This window comes from Acinetobacter sp. 40AMC3-4, from assembly GCF_049898185.1.
Classification (GTDB): domain Bacteria; phylum Pseudomonadota; class Gammaproteobacteria; order Pseudomonadales; family Moraxellaceae; genus Acinetobacter.
In genome coordinates this window covers 422,212-443,884 of record NZ_JAFCXG010000001.1, presented here as the reverse complement: position 1 = coordinate 443,884, position 21,673 = coordinate 422,212, and the positions used below count along the sequence as shown (strand labels likewise).

Annotated in this window: 16 protein-coding genes; 11 read left to right on the top strand and 5 right to left on the bottom strand. The window is 44.3% G+C overall.

The genetic code is table 11. The features are described 5' to 3' along the window. Positions 1-8 precede the first annotated feature (8 nt). Positions 9-1,220, bottom strand: a complete 1,212-nt coding sequence (locus tag ACP7BU_RS02170; protein WP_425877992.1) for an aspartate aminotransferase family protein — start codon at positions 1,218-1,220, stop codon at positions 9-11. A 160-nt stretch (positions 1,221-1,380) separates the two neighbouring features. Here ACP7BU_RS02170 and grxD point away from each other — a divergent pair, with 160 nt between their 5' ends. Further along, positions 1,381-1,722 (top strand): Grx4 family monothiol glutaredoxin, encoded by a 342-nt coding sequence (gene grxD / locus ACP7BU_RS02165; protein ID WP_004279738.1) that lies wholly within the window; start codon positions 1,381-1,383, stop codon positions 1,720-1,722. Between the two features lie 90 nt (positions 1,723-1,812). On the opposite strand, the gene ACP7BU_RS02160 is transcribed toward grxD, so the two are convergent. Then, the gene (locus tag ACP7BU_RS02160; protein ID WP_180086684.1) at positions 1,813-4,440 is read right to left on the bottom strand and encodes a Lon protease family protein; all 2,628 of its coding nucleotides are present in this window, start codon (positions 4,438-4,440) and stop codon (positions 1,813-1,815) included. 198 nt (positions 4,441-4,638) lie between these two features. Here ACP7BU_RS02160 and ACP7BU_RS02155 point away from each other — a divergent pair, with 198 nt between their 5' ends. The 4 genes from ACP7BU_RS02155 (at position 4,639) to rpmE (ending at position 8,755) form a co-directional block, all read left to right on the top strand. Beyond that, positions 4,639-6,807, top strand: coding sequence for an AmpG family muropeptide MFS transporter (locus ACP7BU_RS02155; RefSeq protein ID WP_425877995.1), 2,169 nt, complete (start codon positions 4,639-4,641; stop codon positions 6,805-6,807). A 1-nt stretch (position 6,808) separates the two neighbouring features. Further along, positions 6,809-7,210 (top strand): lactoylglutathione lyase, encoded by a 402-nt coding sequence (gene gloA / locus ACP7BU_RS02150; protein ID WP_004279741.1) that lies wholly within the window; start codon positions 6,809-6,811, stop codon positions 7,208-7,210. A 144-nt stretch (positions 7,211-7,354) separates the two neighbouring features. Then, complete coding sequence (locus ACP7BU_RS02145; RefSeq protein ID WP_222112002.1) at positions 7,355-8,335, top strand: bile acid:sodium symporter family protein; 981 nt, start codon at positions 7,355-7,357, stop codon at positions 8,333-8,335. Between the two features lie 195 nt (positions 8,336-8,530). Further along, positions 8,531-8,755, top strand: a complete 225-nt coding sequence (gene rpmE / locus ACP7BU_RS02140; protein ID WP_004279743.1) for a 50S ribosomal protein L31 — start codon at positions 8,531-8,533, stop codon at positions 8,753-8,755. A gap of 98 nt (positions 8,756-8,853) precedes the next feature. On the opposite strand, the gene ACP7BU_RS02135 is transcribed toward rpmE, so the two are convergent. The 3 genes from ACP7BU_RS02135 to epmB are packed head-to-tail and all read right to left on the bottom strand — an operon-like array spanning position 8,854 to position 13,778. Then, complete coding sequence (locus ACP7BU_RS02135) at positions 8,854-11,019, bottom strand: EAL domain-containing protein (RefSeq protein ID WP_425877998.1); 2,166 nt, start codon at positions 11,017-11,019, stop codon at positions 8,854-8,856. Next, positions 11,001-12,746, bottom strand: a complete 1,746-nt coding sequence (locus tag ACP7BU_RS02130; protein ID WP_425878000.1) for a GTPase — start codon at positions 12,744-12,746, stop codon at positions 11,001-11,003. Before ACP7BU_RS02130 ends, ACP7BU_RS02135 begins: the two co-directional genes overlap by 19 nt. A gap of 9 nt (positions 12,747-12,755) precedes the next feature. Further along, the gene (epmB, locus tag ACP7BU_RS02125) at positions 12,756-13,778 is read right to left on the bottom strand and encodes an EF-P beta-lysylation protein EpmB (RefSeq protein ID WP_425878002.1); all 1,023 of its coding nucleotides are present in this window, start codon (positions 13,776-13,778) and stop codon (positions 12,756-12,758) included. Positions 13,779-14,160: 382 nt separating this feature from the next. Between epmB and efp the strand changes: the two genes are divergently transcribed. The 6 genes from efp to ACP7BU_RS02095 all read left to right on the top strand — a co-directional run bounded on the left by efp (position 14,161) and on the right by ACP7BU_RS02095 (position 21,642). Further along, positions 14,161-14,730, top strand: coding sequence for an elongation factor P (efp, locus tag ACP7BU_RS02120; RefSeq protein ID WP_004279747.1), 570 nt, complete (start codon positions 14,161-14,163; stop codon positions 14,728-14,730). Positions 14,731-14,901: 171 nt separating this feature from the next. Then, complete coding sequence (locus tag ACP7BU_RS02115) at positions 14,902-17,001, top strand: carbon starvation CstA family protein (RefSeq protein WP_180037890.1); 2,100 nt, start codon at positions 14,902-14,904, stop codon at positions 16,999-17,001. 7 nt (positions 17,002-17,008) lie between these two features. Then, positions 17,009-17,314 (top strand): YbdD/YjiX family protein, encoded by a 306-nt coding sequence (locus ACP7BU_RS02110; RefSeq protein WP_171054308.1) that lies wholly within the window; start codon positions 17,009-17,011, stop codon positions 17,312-17,314. Between the two features lie 439 nt (positions 17,315-17,753). Beyond that, entirely contained in the window at positions 17,754-18,716 is a 963-nt protein-coding gene (locus tag ACP7BU_RS02105) for an AAA family ATPase (protein ID WP_312585894.1), read from the top strand. Between the two features lie 12 nt (positions 18,717-18,728). Further along, a complete protein-coding gene (locus ACP7BU_RS02100; RefSeq protein WP_425878005.1) occupies positions 18,729-19,634 on the top strand; it encodes a DUF58 domain-containing protein in 906 nt (301 codons plus the stop codon). A gap of 13 nt (positions 19,635-19,647) precedes the next feature. Next, on the top strand, positions 19,648-21,642 hold the full coding sequence (locus ACP7BU_RS02095; RefSeq protein WP_425878006.1) for a transglutaminaseTgpA domain-containing protein: 1,995 nt from the start codon (positions 19,648-19,650) through the stop codon (positions 21,640-21,642). Positions 21,643-21,673 lie beyond the last annotated feature (31 nt).

Sequence of the window (21,673 nt, the reverse complement as noted above, 5' to 3'; positions counted from 1 at the left end):
CTAGGGCTTTATGCCAAATAAGCTTTGATCATTTTCACCAGACGTTCGATCAACTGGTCTGCCTGCTCCTGGGTAATATTCAGGGTAGGCAACAGACGAACGACATTGCCTGCAGTGACATTGATAATCATCTTGTATTCATCGCGTGCAATCGCAACCAGATCACCGCATTCTTTTGGTAATTCAATCCCGATCATCAGACCAAAACCACGTACGATGACATTTTGATCTGCCAGTTTGTTGCGTAGCTGGTCAACGATATAAGCACCTTTTTCAGCAGCATTCGCGACGATATTTTCTTTTCGCATAATATCGAGAATGGTATAGACCACACGCGAACCCAGTGCTGTACCGCTATAGGTAGAACCGTGATTTCCAGCAGTTAATACACCGACGCCACGACCTTGGGTCATGACTGCACCAATCGGGAAGCCATTTCCTAAGCCTTTGGCTGTGGTCAGTACATCCGGAATAATATTGGTGTGCTGATAAGCAAAGTATTTACCGGTACGGCCATTACCAGTTTGCACTTCGTCCAGCATCATCAGCCAGTTATGCTGGTTGCAGATTTGGCGAATTTCTTCTAAATAGCTGAAACCTTGAGGTGCGGTATTGACACCGCCTTCACCCTGAATAGGCTCAACCAAAATCGCTACGATATCCGGGTGATTGATTGCCGCTTCTTCAATCGCTTCGATATCACCAAAAGGTACACGGACAAAACCTTCAACCAGTGGGCCAAAGCCTTCCTGCACTTTTTTATTGCCTGTAGCAGATAAGGTGGCCATGGTACGACCATGGAAAGACTGGTCGGCAACAATGATTTTAGGCGATGCAATGCCTTGCATATGACCAAATTTACGTGCAATTTTGATTGCACCTTCATTTGATTCTGCGCCACTGTTGGAGAAAAATACTTCTTCCATACCTGCAACTTCAGCCAGTTTCTGTGCGGCAGCGGTTTGCCAAGGCACTTCAAACAGGTTGCTGGTATGAATCAGGGTCGCTGCCTGTTCAGCAATCGCTTCGGCAATGACTGGATGCGCATGGCCCAAACCGCATACCGCAATTCCGGTTAATGCATCTAAATACTCTGTACCATCTTCGGTATAAAGATATGCACCTCGTCCTCGGACAAAGCTGATCGGTTGACGGCCAAAAACAGGCATCAAATGAGACGGTTGATCAGTTTGTACCGGTGCGAGGGTAATATTATTCATGACTAACTCTTAACTGTTAGGTGGAAAGAAAAACTTATATAAGCAAAAACCCACTCAGATTTAAAGGGTAATTGTAAATAAAATTGGAATTATTGCTTTAGACATACTGTTTTGCCTGGATTTGGGTATAATGCGAGACAGATGAGTTGAGGATTTATCAATGACTGAACAAGCACGCGATACCGAAGCGTTAATTCGTGACCAAATTGCAAAACACGCAGTACTTCTTTACATGAAAGGCACACCGCAATTTCCACAATGTGGTTTTTCTGCACGTGCAGTAGAAGCACTCAGTCAAATTGGTCGTCCGTTTGCTTATGTAAACATTCTGGAAAACCAGGACATTCGCGCGATGTTACCACAAATCGCCAACTGGCCGACATTTCCACAGCTTTGGATCAATGGTGAGTTGATCGGTGGTAGTGATATCATGCTCGACATGTTCCAAAAAGGTGAATTAAAGCCTTTAGTTGAACAGTATAGCCCGGCAGCTGATGCTTAATTTTGTATTAAATTAAGTTCAGATGTGAAAAAGCGCTTCATTGAGAAGCGCTTTTTTTTATCTCTACTTTTGCTTAGGTCAAGGTTAGAGTTAATCCTCTGTCGCTGCATCCGGCTTTTCAACTGTCGAAGCATCAGCTTCAACTTCAGTTTGTGGCTCGACGATTTGCTTCTTGTCTTTTTTCTTCTTCTTTTTTTTCTTTTTCTTCGGCACTTCGACCAGCTCGGCACCATCTTCAATCGCTTGCCAATAATCCAGCTGTGCCATCACTGCGGCATAGATTGAATTTTTGCTATAACGACCTTTTTTATCCAAGGTGCCGACAGGACGCGCCATCAGAATTTCCAGCGCCTGATCAATGGTATCAATCGCGTGAATATGGAACTGACCTTCTTCCACAGCAATGGTGACATCTTTACGCAGCATCAGATGCTGCATATTTTGACGCGGAATAATCACACCTTGTTTTCCGGTCAGACCTTGTAACTTGCAAGCATCAAAGAAACCTTCAATTTTGGCATTCACACCACCTACCGGTTGTACTTGTCCCAGCTGGTTCATGGAACCGGTAATGGCCCAGGATTGATCAATCGGTAACTGACTGATGGCCGACAGTAAGGCAGACAGTTCCGCGACTGTGGCACTGTCACCATCGACCTGACCATAACTTTGTTCAAAGGCCAGTGCAGCAGAGAAATGCAAGGTCTGTTCACGACCAAAATGTGCTTTCAGGAAAGACGACATCAGCAACACGCCTTTAGCATGTAAAGAGCCACCGAGTTCCACACTGCGTTCGATATCCAGAATATCACCACCACCTTGATACACCGAAGCAGTCAGTCGTGAAGGCAGACCAAATTCAACATCAGCATAATGAATGACGGACAGGGCATTGATTTGGCCCAGACGATGGCCGCGGGTTTCGATCAGTTGAGTACCACGAGTCAGATCTTGCCAATACAGTTCACGTAAATAGCCGAGACGATATTTGCGATGATCCAGGGCAGTATTGATATGTTTTTCTGACACCATCTTGTCGCCAGCCTGGAAGGCATGATGATGTGCTTCACGGATCAGATCACCCAGCGTCAGGGCATGTAATGACAATGAACTTTGATCTTCGGCCTGACGGCTGGAATCTGTGAGCAATGCCGCCAAAGCAGAACGGTCAAAAGGTAATAATTTATCCGATTGCACATAGTCGGCAATCAGCTGCATATAGGCCTGCTCGTTGTCGTCATTACGTTGTAATGTATCGGTAAAATCAGCACGGATTTTAAAGATGCTGCCCAGCTCTGGTTCAAGCTCTAAAATTTCATAATAGATCTCAGGCTCAGCCAGCAAGATGACCTTGATATTCAATGGAATCGAAGCAGGTTCGATTGAAATACTGCCGGTTAGGGTGATCATATGCTCAAGCGAGGACAGTTTTAAATGTCCCGATTTAAGTGCGCGCTTCAAGCCTTGCCATGCATATGGCTGTTCCAGCAATTGTTCTGCTTCCAGCATCAGGAAGCCACCGTTAGCCTTATGCAATGTACCTGGACGAATCAGGGTAAAGTCCGTGGTAATCGTGCCATTTTGGGTCAGTTGTTCCACATGACCCAAAAGGTTGTAATGCGTTGGAAAATCTTCAAAGATCACCGGTGCACCACTGTTCGGCTTGTGCGTAATAATCACATTCGCCTGATAACGTGCCGGAACGCGACTGAACAGTGCCGGAGTGAAGTCATCTTCTTCCTGTTCCAGCACAATTTCGACATTGTTGATAATGTCTTCGGCATAGTATTTCAGGTAATATTCCAGACCTTCCACATGTTTGAATTTTGCCAGAATCTGTTCGACTCGCGGCAAGACTACCTGCTTGGCGATATCGCGGTTCAGGATCTGTACGCGATCGCGTGCATCATCTTCCAGATCACCCAGGTGCAAACCCAGACGTTCCAGTTTCTTATCCATATAGCGCATGTTGGACGCCAGTTCGGCACGATCTTTGTTGCTTAAGGCATTCAGATCTTCCTGAGACATTTCCTGCAATTTGTCATCAATCAGATGTACAGGTACAAAACAGTGCTCATCATGTCGAGAGATCAGCTTCAGATCCAGTTCTGCACCTTCTTTGGTCAGTTCGATCAGCGCCTGCTGTTGCTCATCTCCCGTTTCCTGGCGAATCATTTCGATGCGGTTGTGATAGGTCTCTGCAGTAAAACGGCGCTCAAGCTGTTTCAGAATCGTTTGCCAGCTTTGATTCAACATGGCTTGGAATTTTGGACCATGACCCGGGGGCAGTTCTAGTGCAATTGGCTGACGCTGGTTCTGAAAGTTATTCACGTACACCCAGTCATTCGGGGTTTCCATAGTTTTGGCGTGCTGTTGCAGCAAACGCTTCACCATGGTGCGTTTTCCGAGACCTGCGGTACCGACAGCAAAAATGTTATAGCCGGAATAAGGCAGGGCAATCCCGGCCTCAACTGAGGCGCGTGCGCGATCTTGGCCCAAAAAGTTATTCAGGGGCTTGATCCGTTTGGTTGACGCAGGAATTTTTTCTAAGTTTGGAATGTGCGTCAGCTGGGTGGATGTTAACCGGGTATGGTCCAGAGTATTTTTAATTTCGCTTTGTTCAAATGCAGAGATAAGTAAATCTGAGCGGATTTTTTGTGGAGTTGTGCTGGTGTTGCTGGCAATAGAAGAATTAATTTGATCGAGTCTCTGGGTCACTGTTGAAAATCCAAAACGAAATATTACGTTGATGAGAGTTAAGGTATACAGATTTACTTGAAAAATTCAAGCCAACATGTCGCTTTTGCCAGAAAATAAAAAACCGGAAATGTGATAAATATATAAATCTTGTTGAAAGATACGCTATTACAGGATTGAATAGCAGCAATTGGTTTTTCTGCGGAAAATAATAAAGCAATGACAACACAAACGACGGGTTGGAAATCCGCATTTACAGCATTTTTAGATCGACGTGCATTGATCATGCTGTTCTTGGGATTTTCGGCTGGTGTGCCGATTCTTCTGATTTTTTCCAGTCTGTCTTTATGGTTAGGTGAGGCCGGAATCAGCAAAAGTGCAGTAACTTTCTTTAGCTGGGCCGCATTGGGCTATTCGTTTAAATTCGTCTGGGCACCGCTCATTGATGAACTTCCTGTCCCTTTTCTGACCAAGGCTCTGGGACGTCGTCGTGCATGGTTGCTGATTGCGCAGATTCTGATTGTCTGTGCCATTTCCATTATGGCCTTTTCTGATCCGGCTTTGGGTGCCACACATTTACAGCAAATGGCGCTCGGTGCTGTCCTGCTTGGTTTCTCCGCAGCAACGCAGGATATTGTGATTGATGCCTACCGGATTGAGCTGGCGGAAACCCAGATGCAGACCGTATTGGCTTCCACCTATAATGCAGGTTACCGGATCGGGATGATTGTGGCCGGTGCTGGTGCCTTGTTTCTTGCGGCCTATTTGGGAACTGCGAAAGGCAACTATATCTATGATGCCTGGAAATGGACCTATCTGGCGATGGCTGCTGTCATGCTGGTCGGTATTATCACCACACTGTCCATTCGGGAGCCGCAGGTTAACCGGGTACGCAAACACTATGTGCGCAGTGATTATTTCCGTTTAGTTGCGGTGTTTTTTGTGGCGGTAATCAGTTTTGTCTTGAGCTATATCTATTCAGGCAATCTGGTGGCCAGTATCACCGAACAATTCGCCATTCAAGATACCTTTGCCTTGTTCTGTTTTGAAGCTTTGCGCTTTATTGGCTCGGGTGCCGTCGCATTTGTCATCGGGGCAAGCTTGGTAAAAATGGGTGCGGTTAACAAGCAGATGGCCTACGAAACTTGGGTCAATCCGGTTGCCGACTTCTTTAAACGGTATGGTTTAAAGCTGGCTTTGGTGCTGTTATTGCTGATTGGTTTTTATCGGGTCTCCGATATTATTGCCGGCGTCATTTCCAATGTGTTCTATCAGGACCTGAATTTCAGTAAAGAACAGATTGCCGAGGCGGTTAAAGTCTATGGGGTGATTTTCTCTTTAGTGGGGGGATTCCTTGGTGGGCTCTTGGCCCAAAAGATGAACATCATGAAACTGATGTTTGTCGGTGCCGTGCTGGCCTGTTCCACTAACCTGATTTTTATCGGACTGGTCAAGTCGGGTGAAAAACTGGCAGCTGTTGAAGTTAAAGCCGGTAATCAGGTTTATCAGGCAGAGACCGATGAAGTAGGTTACTGGAAGCTGGATATCCCAAGTGCAGTGCTGGCGCAGAGTAAACAGCTGCAAGTGACAGCCGCTTATCTTAATACAGATAATACGAATCAAGCACCAGTGCAGGTCATTATGCCGTATTTGACTGCAGAACAGGGCAGCACCCAGTTACAGATCCTGCCGATCACCAGTGACAATACCCTCACTGTAGCTGAACAGGACAAGACCATTGTAGTGCGCGGCCAGTATGTCGGTAAAGCACTGCAAGAGAATCAAAAGATTGTGTTGCAAATCAACGATCAGAATATTGATGCAAAACTGGAAAGCGAAGGCGTATTTACTGCCGCGATTCCTGCACAACAACTGATTCAGTCACCTGCACATATTATCAGTGCCGTCCTGATGCAAGATGGTCAAGCACTACAGCAAACCATACATGTTTATCAGGTCAATGATCACTTGGCCAGTACCCAGAATCTAGATCTCGATATTCAGCCTTTAGCGGTCGTAGATGGCAGCAGTTCAGATACAGTCGAAGTCAGTGGTAAGGTAATTAAACCTTATAGCGACAAGTGGCTTTATTTTGCTATTATTGTCGACAATCTGGCTGCTGGGCTGGCTGGTGCTGCGTTTATTGCATTCTTGTCGAGCTTGACCAGTGTGTCTTTTACCGCTGTTCAATATGCGATTTTTAGCTCACTCATGACTTTGACCCCTAAGATTTTAGGCGGATATTCGGGTACTATAGTCACCAATATCGGTTATCCGAATTTCTTCCTGATGACTACTCTAATCGGGATTCCGATCCTGATTCTGGTGGTTTGGGTCGCAAAACTGCTCGGTGAACACCAACAACAATCTGTACAGAAGGATGATTAATATGCGCATGCTGCATACCATGTTACGTGTAGGCAATTTAGAACAATCTCTCAAGTTCTATACTGAAGTACTTGGCATGACTTTGCTTCGTAAGCGTGATTACGAAGAGGGCCGTTTTACCTTGGCTTTTGTCGGTTATGGCGATGAAGAAAATCACACCGTACTGGAATTGACGCATAACTGGGATACAGACAGCTATGAACTGGGCAATGCTTATGGTCATATCGCGATTGCAGTTGATGATGCTTACAAGGCGTGTGAAGAGATTAAAGCGCGTGGCGGTAATGTGGTGCGTGAAGCCGGTCCGATGAAAGGTGGCGTGACTGTAATTGCATTTGTAGAAGATCCAGATGGCTACAAGATCGAGCTGATCCAGCAAGACAACAATGCACGTAATAACTAAGTGTGATGTAGCGAGATATATGAAATGCATTCATGTATAGATGAAAATATTACATCAATCTGAGTGCATAGCATGGGCCCGGCATCTGTTAAGATAGCCGGGCATTTTTATATCAAACAATAAAATCTGAGGGATTATAGGGATATGCTTAAGTTCTTGGCATTGGATCGGTTTACGATACTGTTGTTTGTGATGGTTTTGCTAGCCAGTGTGTTGCCAGTTTCGGGGCAGGCGGCTGAAGTCTTTGGCTGGGTGACGACAGGAGCGATCGCCATCCTGTTTTTCCTGCACGGCGCCAAACTGTCTCGTGAAGCTGTGCTGCAAGGCATTATGCACTGGAAATTGCATACTTTGGTTTTTGCGCTAACTTTTGCTTTGTTTCCAATTCTCGGACTTTTGGCCAAGCCGATTTTATTACCGATGCTCGGACAGGAACTATATTGGGGTTTCCTGTTTATGTGTTTCCTGCCATCCACTGTGCAGTCCTCGATCGCATTTACTTCGGTGGCTCATGGCAATGTCGCCGGGGCGGTATGTAGCGCCTCTTTTTCCAATTTGATCGGTATGTTTATTACCCCATTATTGGTGGCATTTTTTATTCTCGGTCAATCTGATCATGGTTTTGATCCGACTTCATCGATTATCCAGATTACACTGCTGCTCTTGGTGCCGTTTATTTTAGGACAGATTCTGCGTCCATGGATCTATCCACAAATGATGAAAATGCCAAAAATCGTCAAGGTCTTCGATCAAGGCTCGATTTTACTGGTGGTGTATGGCGCTTTTAGTAGCGCCGTAGTGGCTGGTCTGTGGAATGAAGTGAGCCTGAGTACCTTGTTGCTGCTATTGCTGGCTTGCTCGGTGTTACTCACCATTGTGATGTTATTATCACTTTATATTCCACGCTGGCTGGGCTTCAGCCGCGCTGACCAGAAAACGGCATTCTTTTGTGGTTCTAAAAAAACCCTGGCCAGTGGAGTACCGATGGCGCAAATTTTATTTATTGGCCAGCCGCTGGGCATGATTGTCCTGCCGATCATGATTTTCCATCAGATTCAGTTGATGGTCTGCGGGATTATTGCCAATCTGTGGGCCAAAGAGGCTGGATCAGAAGCTGAAGAATAATTCGCATATTGAATTCGTTTCACGTATAATGACGCCCACTTGTTGTGCTTAGCTCTGACGGTATCCGTCTCGGTGGGCCAAAAGAATGGTCTGTTGTGGTGTTGATCTGCATGAACGATGTTCCTGCTTCCTCATTTGAGAGTGATCAATAGCGATGACAGCTAAACCTTCTTGAATCTAATGGAGTAATCGACGATGCGCGCCGATATTCACCCAAAATATGAAACTTTAGTTGCTACTTGTTCATGTGGTAACGTAATCGAAACTCGTTCAGCTCTTGGTAAAGAAACTCTTTATCTAGACGTATGTTCAGCTTGCCACCCATTCTACACTGGTAAGCAAAAGAACGTTGACACTGGCGGTCGTATCGACAAGTTCAAACAACGTTTTGCTGGTATGTCACGTTCTGTTAAACGTTAATACCCAAAATGAAAAAACGGGCTTTAAGCCCGTTTTTTTGTGCCTACAATTTAGAAAATTATCATTGGATTTCCTAAATTGTAGGCTTGTACAAGATCTTAGTGATCCTGTACATCAATCAAATGATCAAGTTTTTTCTGGAAATAATTCCCTTGAATAAAGCGGGCATCCACGTTCCAGGCATTCGCGAACAGTGTCATATCATTTAATTCACGGATCAGGATATTGAGTGGCTTGATTTCATTATAGCTGGTGATTTTTTCCTGTAACTGCTCAATCTCGGTATCTTTATTGAGCATATTAGTTAAGCTCGAATGTAAGCTGACACCATCCAGTTCCAGTTCGCGCAGTAAATTTGGACTGTACATTGATTGACCAAAATCACGAAGTGCAATCAGCGCGCCATGTTCATGCAATACGCGTAGATATTTTTGTGCATCTTGCTGATTCAGTAAAATATCTTCTTCTGAGAATTGCAAGATTAGCGGATGCTTCACTTTACTGCGAATAATCGTAATCAGCTTGGAAATAAATTCCGGGAAGGTGCGGTCTTTAAATAGCACGGCACGGTTCAAATTAACAATTAAGCTTGCATCAGGATACTGGGTAATAAAGTTGTGTAGCTGTTTACTGGCTTCAACCAGAATCCAGCGATCCAGTTTAATGGACAGTTCATCATCTTCGTGAAGTTCTAAAAGGCTAGAAATATCCTGCCATTTATTCTCAAAAATAAAGCCACTGGTCACTTCATAGGTATATAAACGCGTATCTTCTTTATCATAGAGTTGCTGATACTTTAAATGGATCTCGCCACGTTCCAGACATTCACTTAAGGCTTTCAAAATAGAAGGTGTAGCGCTAGGAATAGACGTGACTGCTGGACTGATCGTTGCCACTGTTGAGCTGGCAACTGGTGTTTCAGCAACACTGAAATCTATACTTGGCATTTCTACCATGGCCGGACTGCTCAGTGATGCAGGAATATCGAGTTTAAATTCAGGTACAGCTTCTGCTTGAGGTAAAGATGTCGAGAATGCTTGTCCAATCAGCGTATTGCATTGCATTTCATCTTGCAAACCCTGTTCAAGCATGACATAGCCCAAGCGCAAATTTAGAGGGAATGACTTTGGTCCCACTGTAATGAGTTGCGGTTTGCTTAAGGCATTTAAACTGATCAGTTTGGATTCAAGAATTGCTTTAGAGTCTGCCTGGAACAGACCGACAACGACATCATATTCCAGTTTAAACAGGGGAATATGGGTCTGTTCCTTGAGGAATTCTTTGACTGCATCAAAGTACCCATTAAAAGTGGTCCAGTCAGACTGTAGAACTTCCGGATCATAAGCGCTAAAAGAGAAAGTGACCAAGGCATTCACTGGTGCAGACTGCTTGTTCAGTTCACGTTTAAGTGACTGAAAAACGCTTGGTTTTCCAGGAGTCTTCTCAGAAGAAACTGTTTTAGATTGGGTATCAATGCTAATTTGCACTGCATCTTCTTCAGCAGTTGAAGGCAAGAATTCCAATTTTAATGGGTTAGATGCGGACACATGCGGATTCAGAGACTGAATCTCGACTCGACCTAAATCAAATTGACCCTGAGAAATCTTTTTGAAACGGGTTTTAAAATCATTCAAATCTGAAGGCTGGAGCAGATCCAGAAGCGGTAGACCAATAATCTCATCTTCATTTTGCAAGCCAAACAGTTTCAGGTAGTCCGCATTGGCCTGAATGTGAATCCCTTCCTGAATGGTGGCAACAGCACGGTTGCTGTCGTCTACTAAAGATTGTGCCTGAATTTGTGCTGTTTCCAGCTCAGTCATTAAATGTTGCTGAGACTGTGACAAACGGCTAAATGACAATGCTCGAACCAGTCCCACATAAAAGCGTTCCAGGTAGTCAAAATTGAGAATGTCATAGATCCCTTTACGGATATATTGCGCATATTGTTCAGCCTGATAATCATCCGGTTTAAGCAAAATCATCGGCAGATTAGGCTGCTGCGAAAGGCGCACCAAACTTAAGGCCTGTTCATATTTCAGGTCGTAGGCACGTCCAAAAATAATCAGATCCCAGTTGAAATTTAATTGTTTTTCAAAAGATTGCAGATCATCCAGCAGGACGGCATCTACCTGATAATCATTACTGGTCAGCAGATCACGGATTTGGTTATATCTAATTTGATTATCATCAATAATCAGTAAACGTGTTTCAGTACGTTTTAACTTTTTAGACAATAATGGATTTCTCACTTCAATGCTTCCCATAAATCATGATTTCTGCTTTCATTCATGTGCTGATCGATAAAGTTTTCGATCATCTCTTCTTCCTGATCATTGAGTAATTCATAATCAAAACGGATGAAACTCTGCGTAATCAGTTGTGCTTTGGTCAGATAGATTTTGATTTCTTCCTGACCGAGACGTAAATGAATGGTTTGTTTTTCCCTAAACATCTGTGAACCAGAGACAATCAGGCTGGTCGAGACCTGATCCAGTTGTGTCATTTTCACCAACAGGGCAGGCTGATAGTTGACATGATGACGTTCGGTACGGGTATAAGCTGCACAAGGAAAGAGCTCTTGTGCCAAAATTTCCAGCCCGATTTCTAGGCTCTTATCCGTTGACTGCTTGATCCAGCGAATCACACCGCCACGCCACTGACTCTGGGTTTTTTCCTGAACCAGAATGAATTCACCGGTTTTCAGGTTAGCCGGGGTAATACCAGTCCATTTAATCCGGTAACCATTGACACTGATATCCAGAACTTCAGCGCTATGGATCTGTTTGGTTTCTCGATCGAGCGCCTTGATACTGCTAAAGGCACTTGGAATCGTATTTTCCATCGAGCTGACAAAACTGCTTTCGCTCTGGAAATTATAATTGGCCTCGAGTTCCAGGGTTTCGTTGAAGTTTTTACCTTTAGATAGGTAAAAATGCGCCACACTCAAGCCAAAGCAGATATTGATCTGGGCTGAATATTCATAACGTTCATGACGACGCTCGACATTGTTTGAGAGCAGATTGTAGATATGAAAATGCAATGCAGGGGTCAGGAACAGTTTTTCATTCCGAGACAGATACTGGGCATTTTTGCTTTGAGTCCCCGTTAAATGATCCATCAGGTTCTGGGTAGAAATATAGAAGCTTGGCTGAAACTGTGGCTCTTGATGGGTATTAAAGATCGGCGGATGATCTTTGCTGGCATCGACTACATAACGGGACAGCGTGGTTTCCTTCGGCAGGATCTGTACCAGTTTGGCCCAGTCAAAACTGCATAGATACAGGCCCTGAATTTCTGCAGGCCGGATCTGATGAGTATTGAAGATATCCAGTAAAATCAGCTGTGCATAGGCATGTGCAATATTTTGGATTTCATGCTGGGTGCCTAATACCTGATTGATATTACTTTGATAGAAATTGTTGTCTATGGCACATTCAAGCAGTTGATGGGCAGCTAGCCATTGTCCCAGACCTGGCGTGCTATATAGCATATGCTGTTGATATAACAGAAGGGTGAGTTGCTGTAGTGCATAATAAATCGATACCATCCGGGCAGTTTGAATGCTCTTCTTTTTGCCTAGAGAAAATAGCGAAAACTTCTGATGGGTCAGCTGATGATTACAGCGTTTGACGATATCGATATAAATTTTGGCAAAATGACTGCGCAGCAGCATAGCCAGCTCAATAATCTGGTCATTCCGGTCGGAAGTGATCAGGCCCTGATTGACGAAATGCTTTTCCAGACTGGTCAGGACATTTTCAAGGGTAGGATGCAAGACCTGAATCAGGTCAAAGCGCAGGGTTTCTGTACATTTCAGCTCAGAAACTTCCAATAAGGCATTAAACAGGGATTTGGATGAATTCCCCAGTTGTAGAATCGAAATCCCCGCAACCCATTCCTGCAAAGCCTTGGCAGTGGTTGGACAAAAGCTCAACTGCTCTCGTTTAAGTTCCGTCGGTGTCTGAAAAATGTCTGAAGTATGCGTGCTCATCTTTATTATTTAACTCAAAAATGTTGAAACCCCAAAAAGCGGTGTCTTATTCTTCTCGCCCGCTATTTCTCGAACCAGTTTAGGAACCAAATACCCCGGCAGGTTCGCTAAAACTTCTGTATAAATCTCATGAATATGGTCAGGCGCTAAATCAAAATGATGCGCACCTTTTACTTTATCAAGTACATGTAAATAATAAGGCATGACCCCGGCATCAAACAAGCGATAGCTTAAATCTACTAAAACCTGAGCAGAATCATTCACCCCGTTTAATAAAACCGCCTGATTCAGAACGGTGATTTGCTGTTGAACCAGTTGGTTTAAACGCTTGCAAGTGAAGTCATCCAGCTCCGATGCATGGTTTGAGTGTACCACCAGAATAATACGTAGCCTACTGTTTTTTAACATGCTAAGTAGCTCTTCGTCGACTCGGTTGGGGATCACAATAGGAACTCGTGAATGTATTCTTAAGAATTTGAGATGTGGTACTGATTCTAATCGTTCAATCCAGGTTTTTAATTTCCGGTTCGATAAGGTTAGTGGATCACCGCCACTCAGAATCACTTCATTAATATCAGGCTGGCTTTCCAGATATTGCTTGATATTTATCCAGTCTTCATTTTTAGGCAGATTTTCCTGATAGGGGAAATGCCGGCGGAAACAATAACGGCAATGTACAGCACAGGCACCTGTCAGTGTCAGCAAGAAACGGGATTTATATTTGTGCAGTACGCCGGGTTGCTGATTGGCCTGTTCTTCGCCCAAGGGGTCAGTAACAAATCCTGGATGTTCTTCCAGTTCCAGATGATGGGGCAGCACTTGTAAAAGCAATGGGTCTAAAGGGTTTCCGGTCTGCATTTTTCCCAAAAAAGCGCGTGGCACGCGCAATTTAAACTGCTCAGATGCCAAGATGGCACCTGAGAGCAGTTGCTCTGGTGCAAGTTGCAGTACTTCAAGCAGTTCGCGGGGATCGGTGATCAGGTCGCTGAGCTGTGATTGCCAGTTTTGTTCTTGATATAAATAGTTCGTCATGCCGGAAGATTAACAATAATAAGTGAGAGGACAAAGCCTGATGGGCGCAGTTTAACAGGTTGTGCGCAAGCGCAATAATCCACTGCGCTGTAAAATAAAGAGTGATTAAGCTATGCTGATCTTCGTGCTAGCCTGATGCTATTTTAACGTTGAGCAAGACATGAATAAACAAAGGATTTTCATGTCTGATTGTAACTTAAACAGCCTGAGCGGGTGAAAGCGGATTTTTTCATTGCGGCAAAGTGTATTGCTCATTTAGAATACGCAACATCAAATGAATGTGCATGTGGCAACTCAATGTTCGTGTCAGACTTGCTAAATGACATCGCAACAGCCCATAGCATCAATAGATTAAAGTTAGTAAGTTTGGAGTGCGCCAGTCATGGCCTATTATTCTACGAATGATTTCAAGTCAGGCCTTAAGGTTATGCTTGATGGCAACCCATGTTCAATCATGGAAAACGAATACGTAAAACCAGGTAAAGGCCAAGCTTTTAACCGCGTAAAATTACGTAACCTTAAATCAGGTAAAGTTCTGGAAAAAACTTTCAAATCAGGCGAGAACCTAGAAGCGGCTGATATCGTTGAAGTAGAAATGGAATACTTGTACAACGATGGCGAAATGTGGAACTTCATGGATCCTGTTACTTTTGAACAGATCGCAGCTGATAAAACAGCGATGAGCGATGCTGCAAAATGGTTAAAAGACGATTCAAATGAAAAATGTACCATCATGTTGTTCAATGGCGTGCCTTTAAACGTGACTCCACCGAACTTCGTCGTACTTAAAATCGTTGAAACTGATCCAGGTGTTCGTGGTGATACTTCTGGCGGTGGCGGTAAGCCAGCGAAACTTGAAACAGGTGCTGTGGTACGTGTTCCATTATTCGTACAGCAAGAAGAAAGCGTTCGTGTAGATACCCGTACTGGTGATTATTTAGAACGTGCATAATGGTTTGAAAATAGACTATTATCGAGAGGGATGATTTAAATCATCCCTTTTTTTATGCCAAAGTCTTAGAGGAAAAGCAAAAGAACAGGCGTAAAGTCGCAAGGGAAAACAGCAGTACCTCGAACAACAACAATCACGCTGATTTGTATGCATCACAATATGAGGGATTGAATGGAAACTTTACAAAAGAAGTCGACGCTGACTTCGAAAATGATTTGGCTTTTGGTAGCCATTGTGGGTGCAGTCTCTTTTGGAGTTCTGGCACTGAGTCGGGGTGAGCATGTAAATGCAGTTTGGCTGGTACTTGCCGCCGCCTGTGTCTATAGCATTGCTTACCGTTTCTACAGTTTATTTATTGCCACCAAAGTATTTGAGCTGAATGAACGCCGTTTAACGCCTGCGCATCGTCTGGCCGATGGTCTGGACTATGTGCCGACCAATAAAAGCGTTCTATTTGGCCATCACTTTGCAGCGATTGCCGGTGCAGGTCCTTTAGTCGGTCCGATCCTGGCAGCGCAGATGGGCTATTTACCTGGGACGATCTGGCTACTGGTCGGTGTGGTGCTGGCAGGTGCGGTACAAGACTTCCTGGTACTGTTTATTTCCACCCGTCGTGACGGTCGATCACTTGGTGAGATGGCTAAGCAGGAACTTGGAACCTTTGCCGGTATTATCGTGATGCTCGGTGCCTTGGGCGTGATGATCATTATTCTTGCGGTATTGGCACTAGTAGTGGTGAAAGCATTAACTAACAGCCCTTGGGGTGTGTTCAGTATTGCAGCCACCATTCCGATTGCGATCTTTATGGGCATCTATATGCGTTTTATCCGTCCGGGTAAAATTGCTGAAGTCTCGATTATCGGTTTTGTGTTGATGATGCTGGGCATTATCTATGGTGAAAACATCGCACAACATCCATATTGGGGTCCGTTCTTTACGCTTTCTGGCACTGAGCTGACTTGGGCATTGATCATTTATGGTTTTATTGCTTCGGTACTGCCAGTTTGGCTATTGCTTGCACCACGTGATTATCTGTCGACCTTTCTGAAAATTGGCGTGATTGCAGGTTTGGCCGTGGGTATCCTGTTTGCCATGCCTGAAATGAAACTGCCAGCGATTACCAAATTTGTGGATGGTACTGGTCCTGTATTCGCAGGTTCTATGTTCCCATTCCTGTTTATTACTATTGCCTGTGGTGCGATTTCCGGTTTCCATGCCTTGGTTTCTTCAGGGACGACACCGAAACTGGTCAATAACGAACGCGATATCCGGGTGATCGGTTATGGCGGTATGTTGATGGAATCTTTTGTAGCGATCATGGCCTTGATCTGTGCTGCAATTCTGGATCCAGGAATTTACTTTGCCATTAACTCACCAGCAGCCTTGCTCGGTACTACCGCAGAAAGCGCAGCAGAAGCAGTGCGAACCCTTGGTTTTGTGGTAACGCCTGAAGCCTTGACTTTGCTGGCACAGGAAGTCGGTGAAAACTCGATTCTGTCACGTACTGGTGGTGCGCCTACCTTTGCAATCGGTATGGCACATATCATCACGGAAATCTTTAATAGTCGTGAAATGATGGCGTTCTGGTATCACTTTGCGATTCTGTTTGAAGCATTATTCATCCTGACTGCTGTAGATGCGGGTACGCGTGCCTGTCGTTTCATGGTACAGGATACTGTCGGTATCGTAATTCCAGCGGTGAAACAGTCGCATAACTTCTTCGGAAACCTGTTGGGTACTGCGGTTGCAGTGGCAGGCTGGGGCTTCTTCGTCTATCAGGGCGTAGTCGATCCACTCGGCGGGATTAACAGTTTATGGCCGCTGTTTGGTATTGGTAACCAGATTCTGGCTGCAATGGCATTGATTCTTGGTACGGTTATTTTGTTCAAGATGAAGAAGCAGAAATATGTCTGGGTCACGATTATCCCGACAGTGTTCCTGTTCATCACTTCCATGACAGCAGGCTGGCAAAAGATTTTCCACGAAAATCCAAAGATTGGTTTCTTGGCGCAGGCAGATCGTTTCAACACGGCGATTGCCAATAATGAAATCCTAGCGCCAGCGAAAACTGTGGCAGAAATGCAGACGGTAGCAATGTCAAACCAGATCAATGCTGCACTCTGTGCTTTCTTTATGATTGTGGCCTTTGTGATGCTGTTTGCTGCAATTCGCGTGATCCGTCGTGCCTTGGCAAATCCTGAGCCATCTGTACATGAAGCAGAAGCGATTTATCGCGATCCTGAAGAGATTCAGCCAGCGAAAGGTCATTAAGGGAAATATTATGAATCTGAAGTTTGCCAAAAGCGGGAAAACGATGATTTATAAAATCATCAAAATGACCGTGATGTCACAAAAGGATTTAATCCTGAATCCGAAAAACTGGTCGCGGATTGCGACCTTGTGGCAACGTTTGCAGCAAAGTTTCCGTCTGATGGTCGGTGTACCTGATTACCAGACCTATGTGGAGCATATGCGCAAGCATCATCCCGATCTGGAAGCCATGGACCCGAAAACATTTTATCGTCACTGTGTGGATTCCCGTTATCCATCTGCGGGCGGTGATATGAAGAAGTGTCCGTGTTAATCATTAATTCATAGCAAGCGCCTTTCGGGGCGCTTTTTTTTATCGTTAAAAATTAATATGAGGAATAGACGATCGCGTTAAATCTGAGGTCATTGATTGAGCTAGCGTAGAAAAGTTTTATTATAAAAATCCATGAAATCGCTTAAGTCTCTATACCTTTTAAGTATGATTCTTTTCAAATAGATGGATGAGCTCAGATTGGTATTTTGAGATTTGAGCGAAAAGAAAAATGATCTCTATTTGTGTCGATCATTTTATTTGTTTTCTGCGCTTCTTACTTCTTTTTAACCTGATCATTTTGACTCTTCTATTATTTAAATCCTCGCCATTTTCTAATCAGTATTTTTATTCAGTTACACAGACAGATGATTGATCTTTTGGGAAAATTTAAATTTCAGTGTATGTTAATCTTAGGCCATGTTTTATTAAGGAAATTATTGTGATCTGGGGCATGAAACAAAAGGAAAATAACGACATTGCACACATCAATACTGTGCTTGAACAAAAAATTGCAAGTTATGCACCCAAGATCCAGCGTTTTTTTGAAGAAGTTAATGCCATTGTGTTGGATAAGCAGGCCCAGACCACACTGGCACTCTGTTGTTTGATTGCAGGCGGACATGTCTTATTTGAAGATTTACCCGGATTGGGTAAAACTACATTAGCCAGCAGTCTGGCACATCTGGCTGGGTTAAAGTTCCAGCGGATCCAATTTACCAATGACATGCTGGCCAGTGATGTCATCGGTATTAACATGTTTAACCAGAAAGAACATCAGTTCGAGTTTAAACAAGGCCCGATTTTTACCCAGATTTTACTGGCAGATGAAATCAACCGTTGTAGTCCCAAAACCCAAAGTGCCTTACTCGAAGCCATGGAAGAAGGCTATGCCACCATTGATGGCGTGCGTTATGCCTTACCGAAACCTTTCTGGGTGATTGCCACACAAAACCCGCTGTTTCAAAGTGGAACCTATGCTTTGCCGGAATCCCAACTGGACCGTTTCCTGATGCGTTTGTCTTTAGGTTATCCATCGCGCCATGCAGAAAAACTGTTATTACAGCAGGAATCTCGTTTTGCCCTGATTGCCAGTCTGGCACATATTTTTACTGAAGATGAAATTCTGGATCTGCAAAGTCTGACGCATCAGATATTTATCAGTGAAGCGATTCAGGAATATTTGCTTGATCTGGCAGAAGAAACCCGTAAAAGCCGTCATGGACTTTCTACGCGTGGCCTTCTGGCCCTGAAGCGTGCAGCACAAGCACATGCCCTGATTCAGCAACGTGCCTTTGTCACGCCGGATGATGTACAGGCTGTATTTGTTGCGGTGACTTCACATCGTCTGGGTTTAAGTGAGGCAGAAGCCTTTAATGTCATGCAACAGGTTTCGGTCAGCTAAAGGAGTTTTCTCTTGGATAGAACCTGGCAAAAATGGCTGACCAAACGCTTTCAATTTTCACAGCAGAAACAGCTCTCACAGAAAGATGTTCTGGTGTTTATTTATCGGCAGGGCTATCTGTATCTTGTTTTGATCTTGATCACCTTTGTGGCCGGAGTGAATTATGCCAATAACTTGATTTTAGGTTTTTGTTTTTTAATCAGTGCCGTGCTGTGTGTTAGTTTCTATCTGACTTTCAAACAACTGCATGACTTGAAAATTGAATTAATTGCAGATGATATTGGTCAGGTAGGAAATAGCCTGAATCTACATTTTTATTTTCAACAGCAGCAGCTTCGTCCGCGATATGTATATATCAAGGCAGGAGATCAGATAGCAAAATTTTATCTGAATGCAGCAAAGCAGCAATTTATCCTGCCATTTTACACAGAGCAACGTGGCAAGTTTGATTACCCGATCATTCAGATTTATTCGGTTTATCCCTTTGGTCTGGTTCGAGCCTGGACCTATCTTTATCATCAACATTCTGCCTGGATTGCTCCTAAGGCTGAAGCTTTTACGGCTGAAAATAAATATTACTTTAATCGCTTTGAACCGGATATGGATGAGTTCCGTGAATTGCGCAATTACCAGTCAGGTGATTCCTTGCAGGCGGTGTCCTGGAAGCAGTTTGCGCGTGGACAAGGCCTGTATGTCAAAGTCTTTGAGCAATATGAGGATGAACACAGTATCGAGATTCATTATGCACATATGCCGAGTCAGTCACATGAAGAAAAACTTGAATTTGTGATGGGTCTGGTCGAGCAGTGCGAGCAGCAGCAATGTGCGTATAGTCTGCATTTGCCACAGGCCGAATTGCCTCAGGGCGCAGGTGAAGAACAACTGCGGAAAGCCAAACAATTGTTGGCGCAGGCCTAAGGCGGGTAAATTCATGATCAATGCAAAAATCCGTACCTCGATTGTGCTGACTTTGGGTCTGATTCTCATCGCCCAGATGGCATTTATTCCGGTTCTACTCAGTATTATTTTTGCGATTAGTATTGTATGTATTTGGATTTTCCTGAAACGTCAGCAGCCATTTCCCAAAACGGGCACTTTTCTACTGACGGCTTTGGCACTCGGCAGTATTTATTTGAGCCATCATAGTTTTATTGGTGTTGAGGCTGGGGTAGCAGTTTTATCTACTTTTTTATTTGCTAAATCACTGGAAAGTAAAAATAAACGTGACCTGATTATTCTGTTTAATTTTGCCCTGTTTGTTGCTGCCAGCTCATTCCTATATAGCCAATCTTTTGGGATGGCGATTGTGATCGTGCTGTGTTTAATCAGCTGTCTGATTGGTTTGTACCGGATTCAGACTAGCGATTTTGAGCAGGAGCAGATCACTCAGCGCGCAGCATTGCAACAGGATGCCAAACATGTGGGCAAGTTTATCTTGTACGCTGTTCCATTTTTTATCTTGCTGTTTATTTTCTTTCCGCGCTTGCCACCACTTTGGCATATTCCCATTCCTGAAAATAAGGGTGTGACCGGCATTGGCGATAGTATGTCACCTGGGGATATTGCTGAATTATCCCAATCCAGTGCCCTTGCTTTCCGGATTATTGGTGATATCAGCAAGCTTCCGCCACGCTCAGAACTCTATTGGCGAGCCTTGGTGCTAGATGAATATGATGGGCAACGCTGGACCAGCAGTTTCGTCAATCAGCAGCCTTTAATGCGACAACCGATGGATACTTCACCCGTACCTACAGGCTGGAACTACCAATATCTGGCTGCGGATCCTTCGGTGTTCTGGATCATGGGGTTGGAAAAATCGATACCTGTGGAACGCCGTTATTATAACCGTCAGGATTGGAGCATTGTGCCGAGACGGCTCACGCAACGTGTTGAACCGATTTCGTTACAATGGATCGGAACGGGATATGACCCTCAGGCTTTGCCAACGCAATATATCGAGCGAACGAATACTCAGGTGCAGCGCCGACTTGACCCGCGAGCGCAACAATTAGCACAACGTCTCTATACGCAAAGTGCGGAAGATCCTCGGCGTTATGTACAGAAAGTCTTGAACTGGTATCAGCAGAATAATTTTGTTTATACCTTAAAGCCGGGCCAATTAGGACAAAACCGGATTGATGAGTTCCTGTTTAATTCCCGGCAAGGCTTTTGTGAACACTATGCCTCGAGTTTCGTGATGCTGATGCGTTATGTCGGGATTCCTGCACGGGTCGTCACCGGCTATCAGGGTGGGGAGTTGGCACCAGATCGTATGAGCTGGGAAGTCCGACAGCTCGATGCGCATGCCTGGACAGAAGTCTGGATTGACCAGAAATGGCAACGCTTTGATCCAACCGCGATGATCGCTCCACAACGTATAGATGATGGCATGCAAAATCTGCTTTCTCAGGATGCATGGGTATCGGCAAATCAGTCGACCTGGAACTCGCAGCATAATCTATGGATCACCAAACTACGCGTTTGGAGCGATTATGCCAGCTACCAATGGCAAAGTAAGGTGGTGGGTTATAATGCAGAATCACAACAGAACTGGTTGTCAAAATTAGGCCTCGGTTCAGTTTATTCGAGTGTCATAATTTTGCTGGGCAGTATTGCGCTACTGATTTTGGCCTATATCTTCAGAATTTATCTAAAAGCCCGACAGGCGCAACCTCCATTTGATCGTGCGATTCAACAGCTGAATCAATCTCTAACTGATCATCTCAAAAAACAGCCTGCAGAAACTTTTCATCACTGGATGCAGCGTTTATCTCAACAGGTTCAGATTGAAAACCAGACTGCCTTTATTCAAGCTATACAGGTTTTTGAAAAAAATCTTTATTCGGGAACCCCAATAACTGAACAAGAATTGAAAAAATTCAAGGATTTGCTTAAAACTTGTGCGGACGTTTTAAAAACTAAATGAAAAGGCTTGTTTTCGGTCGGAAAAATTTATA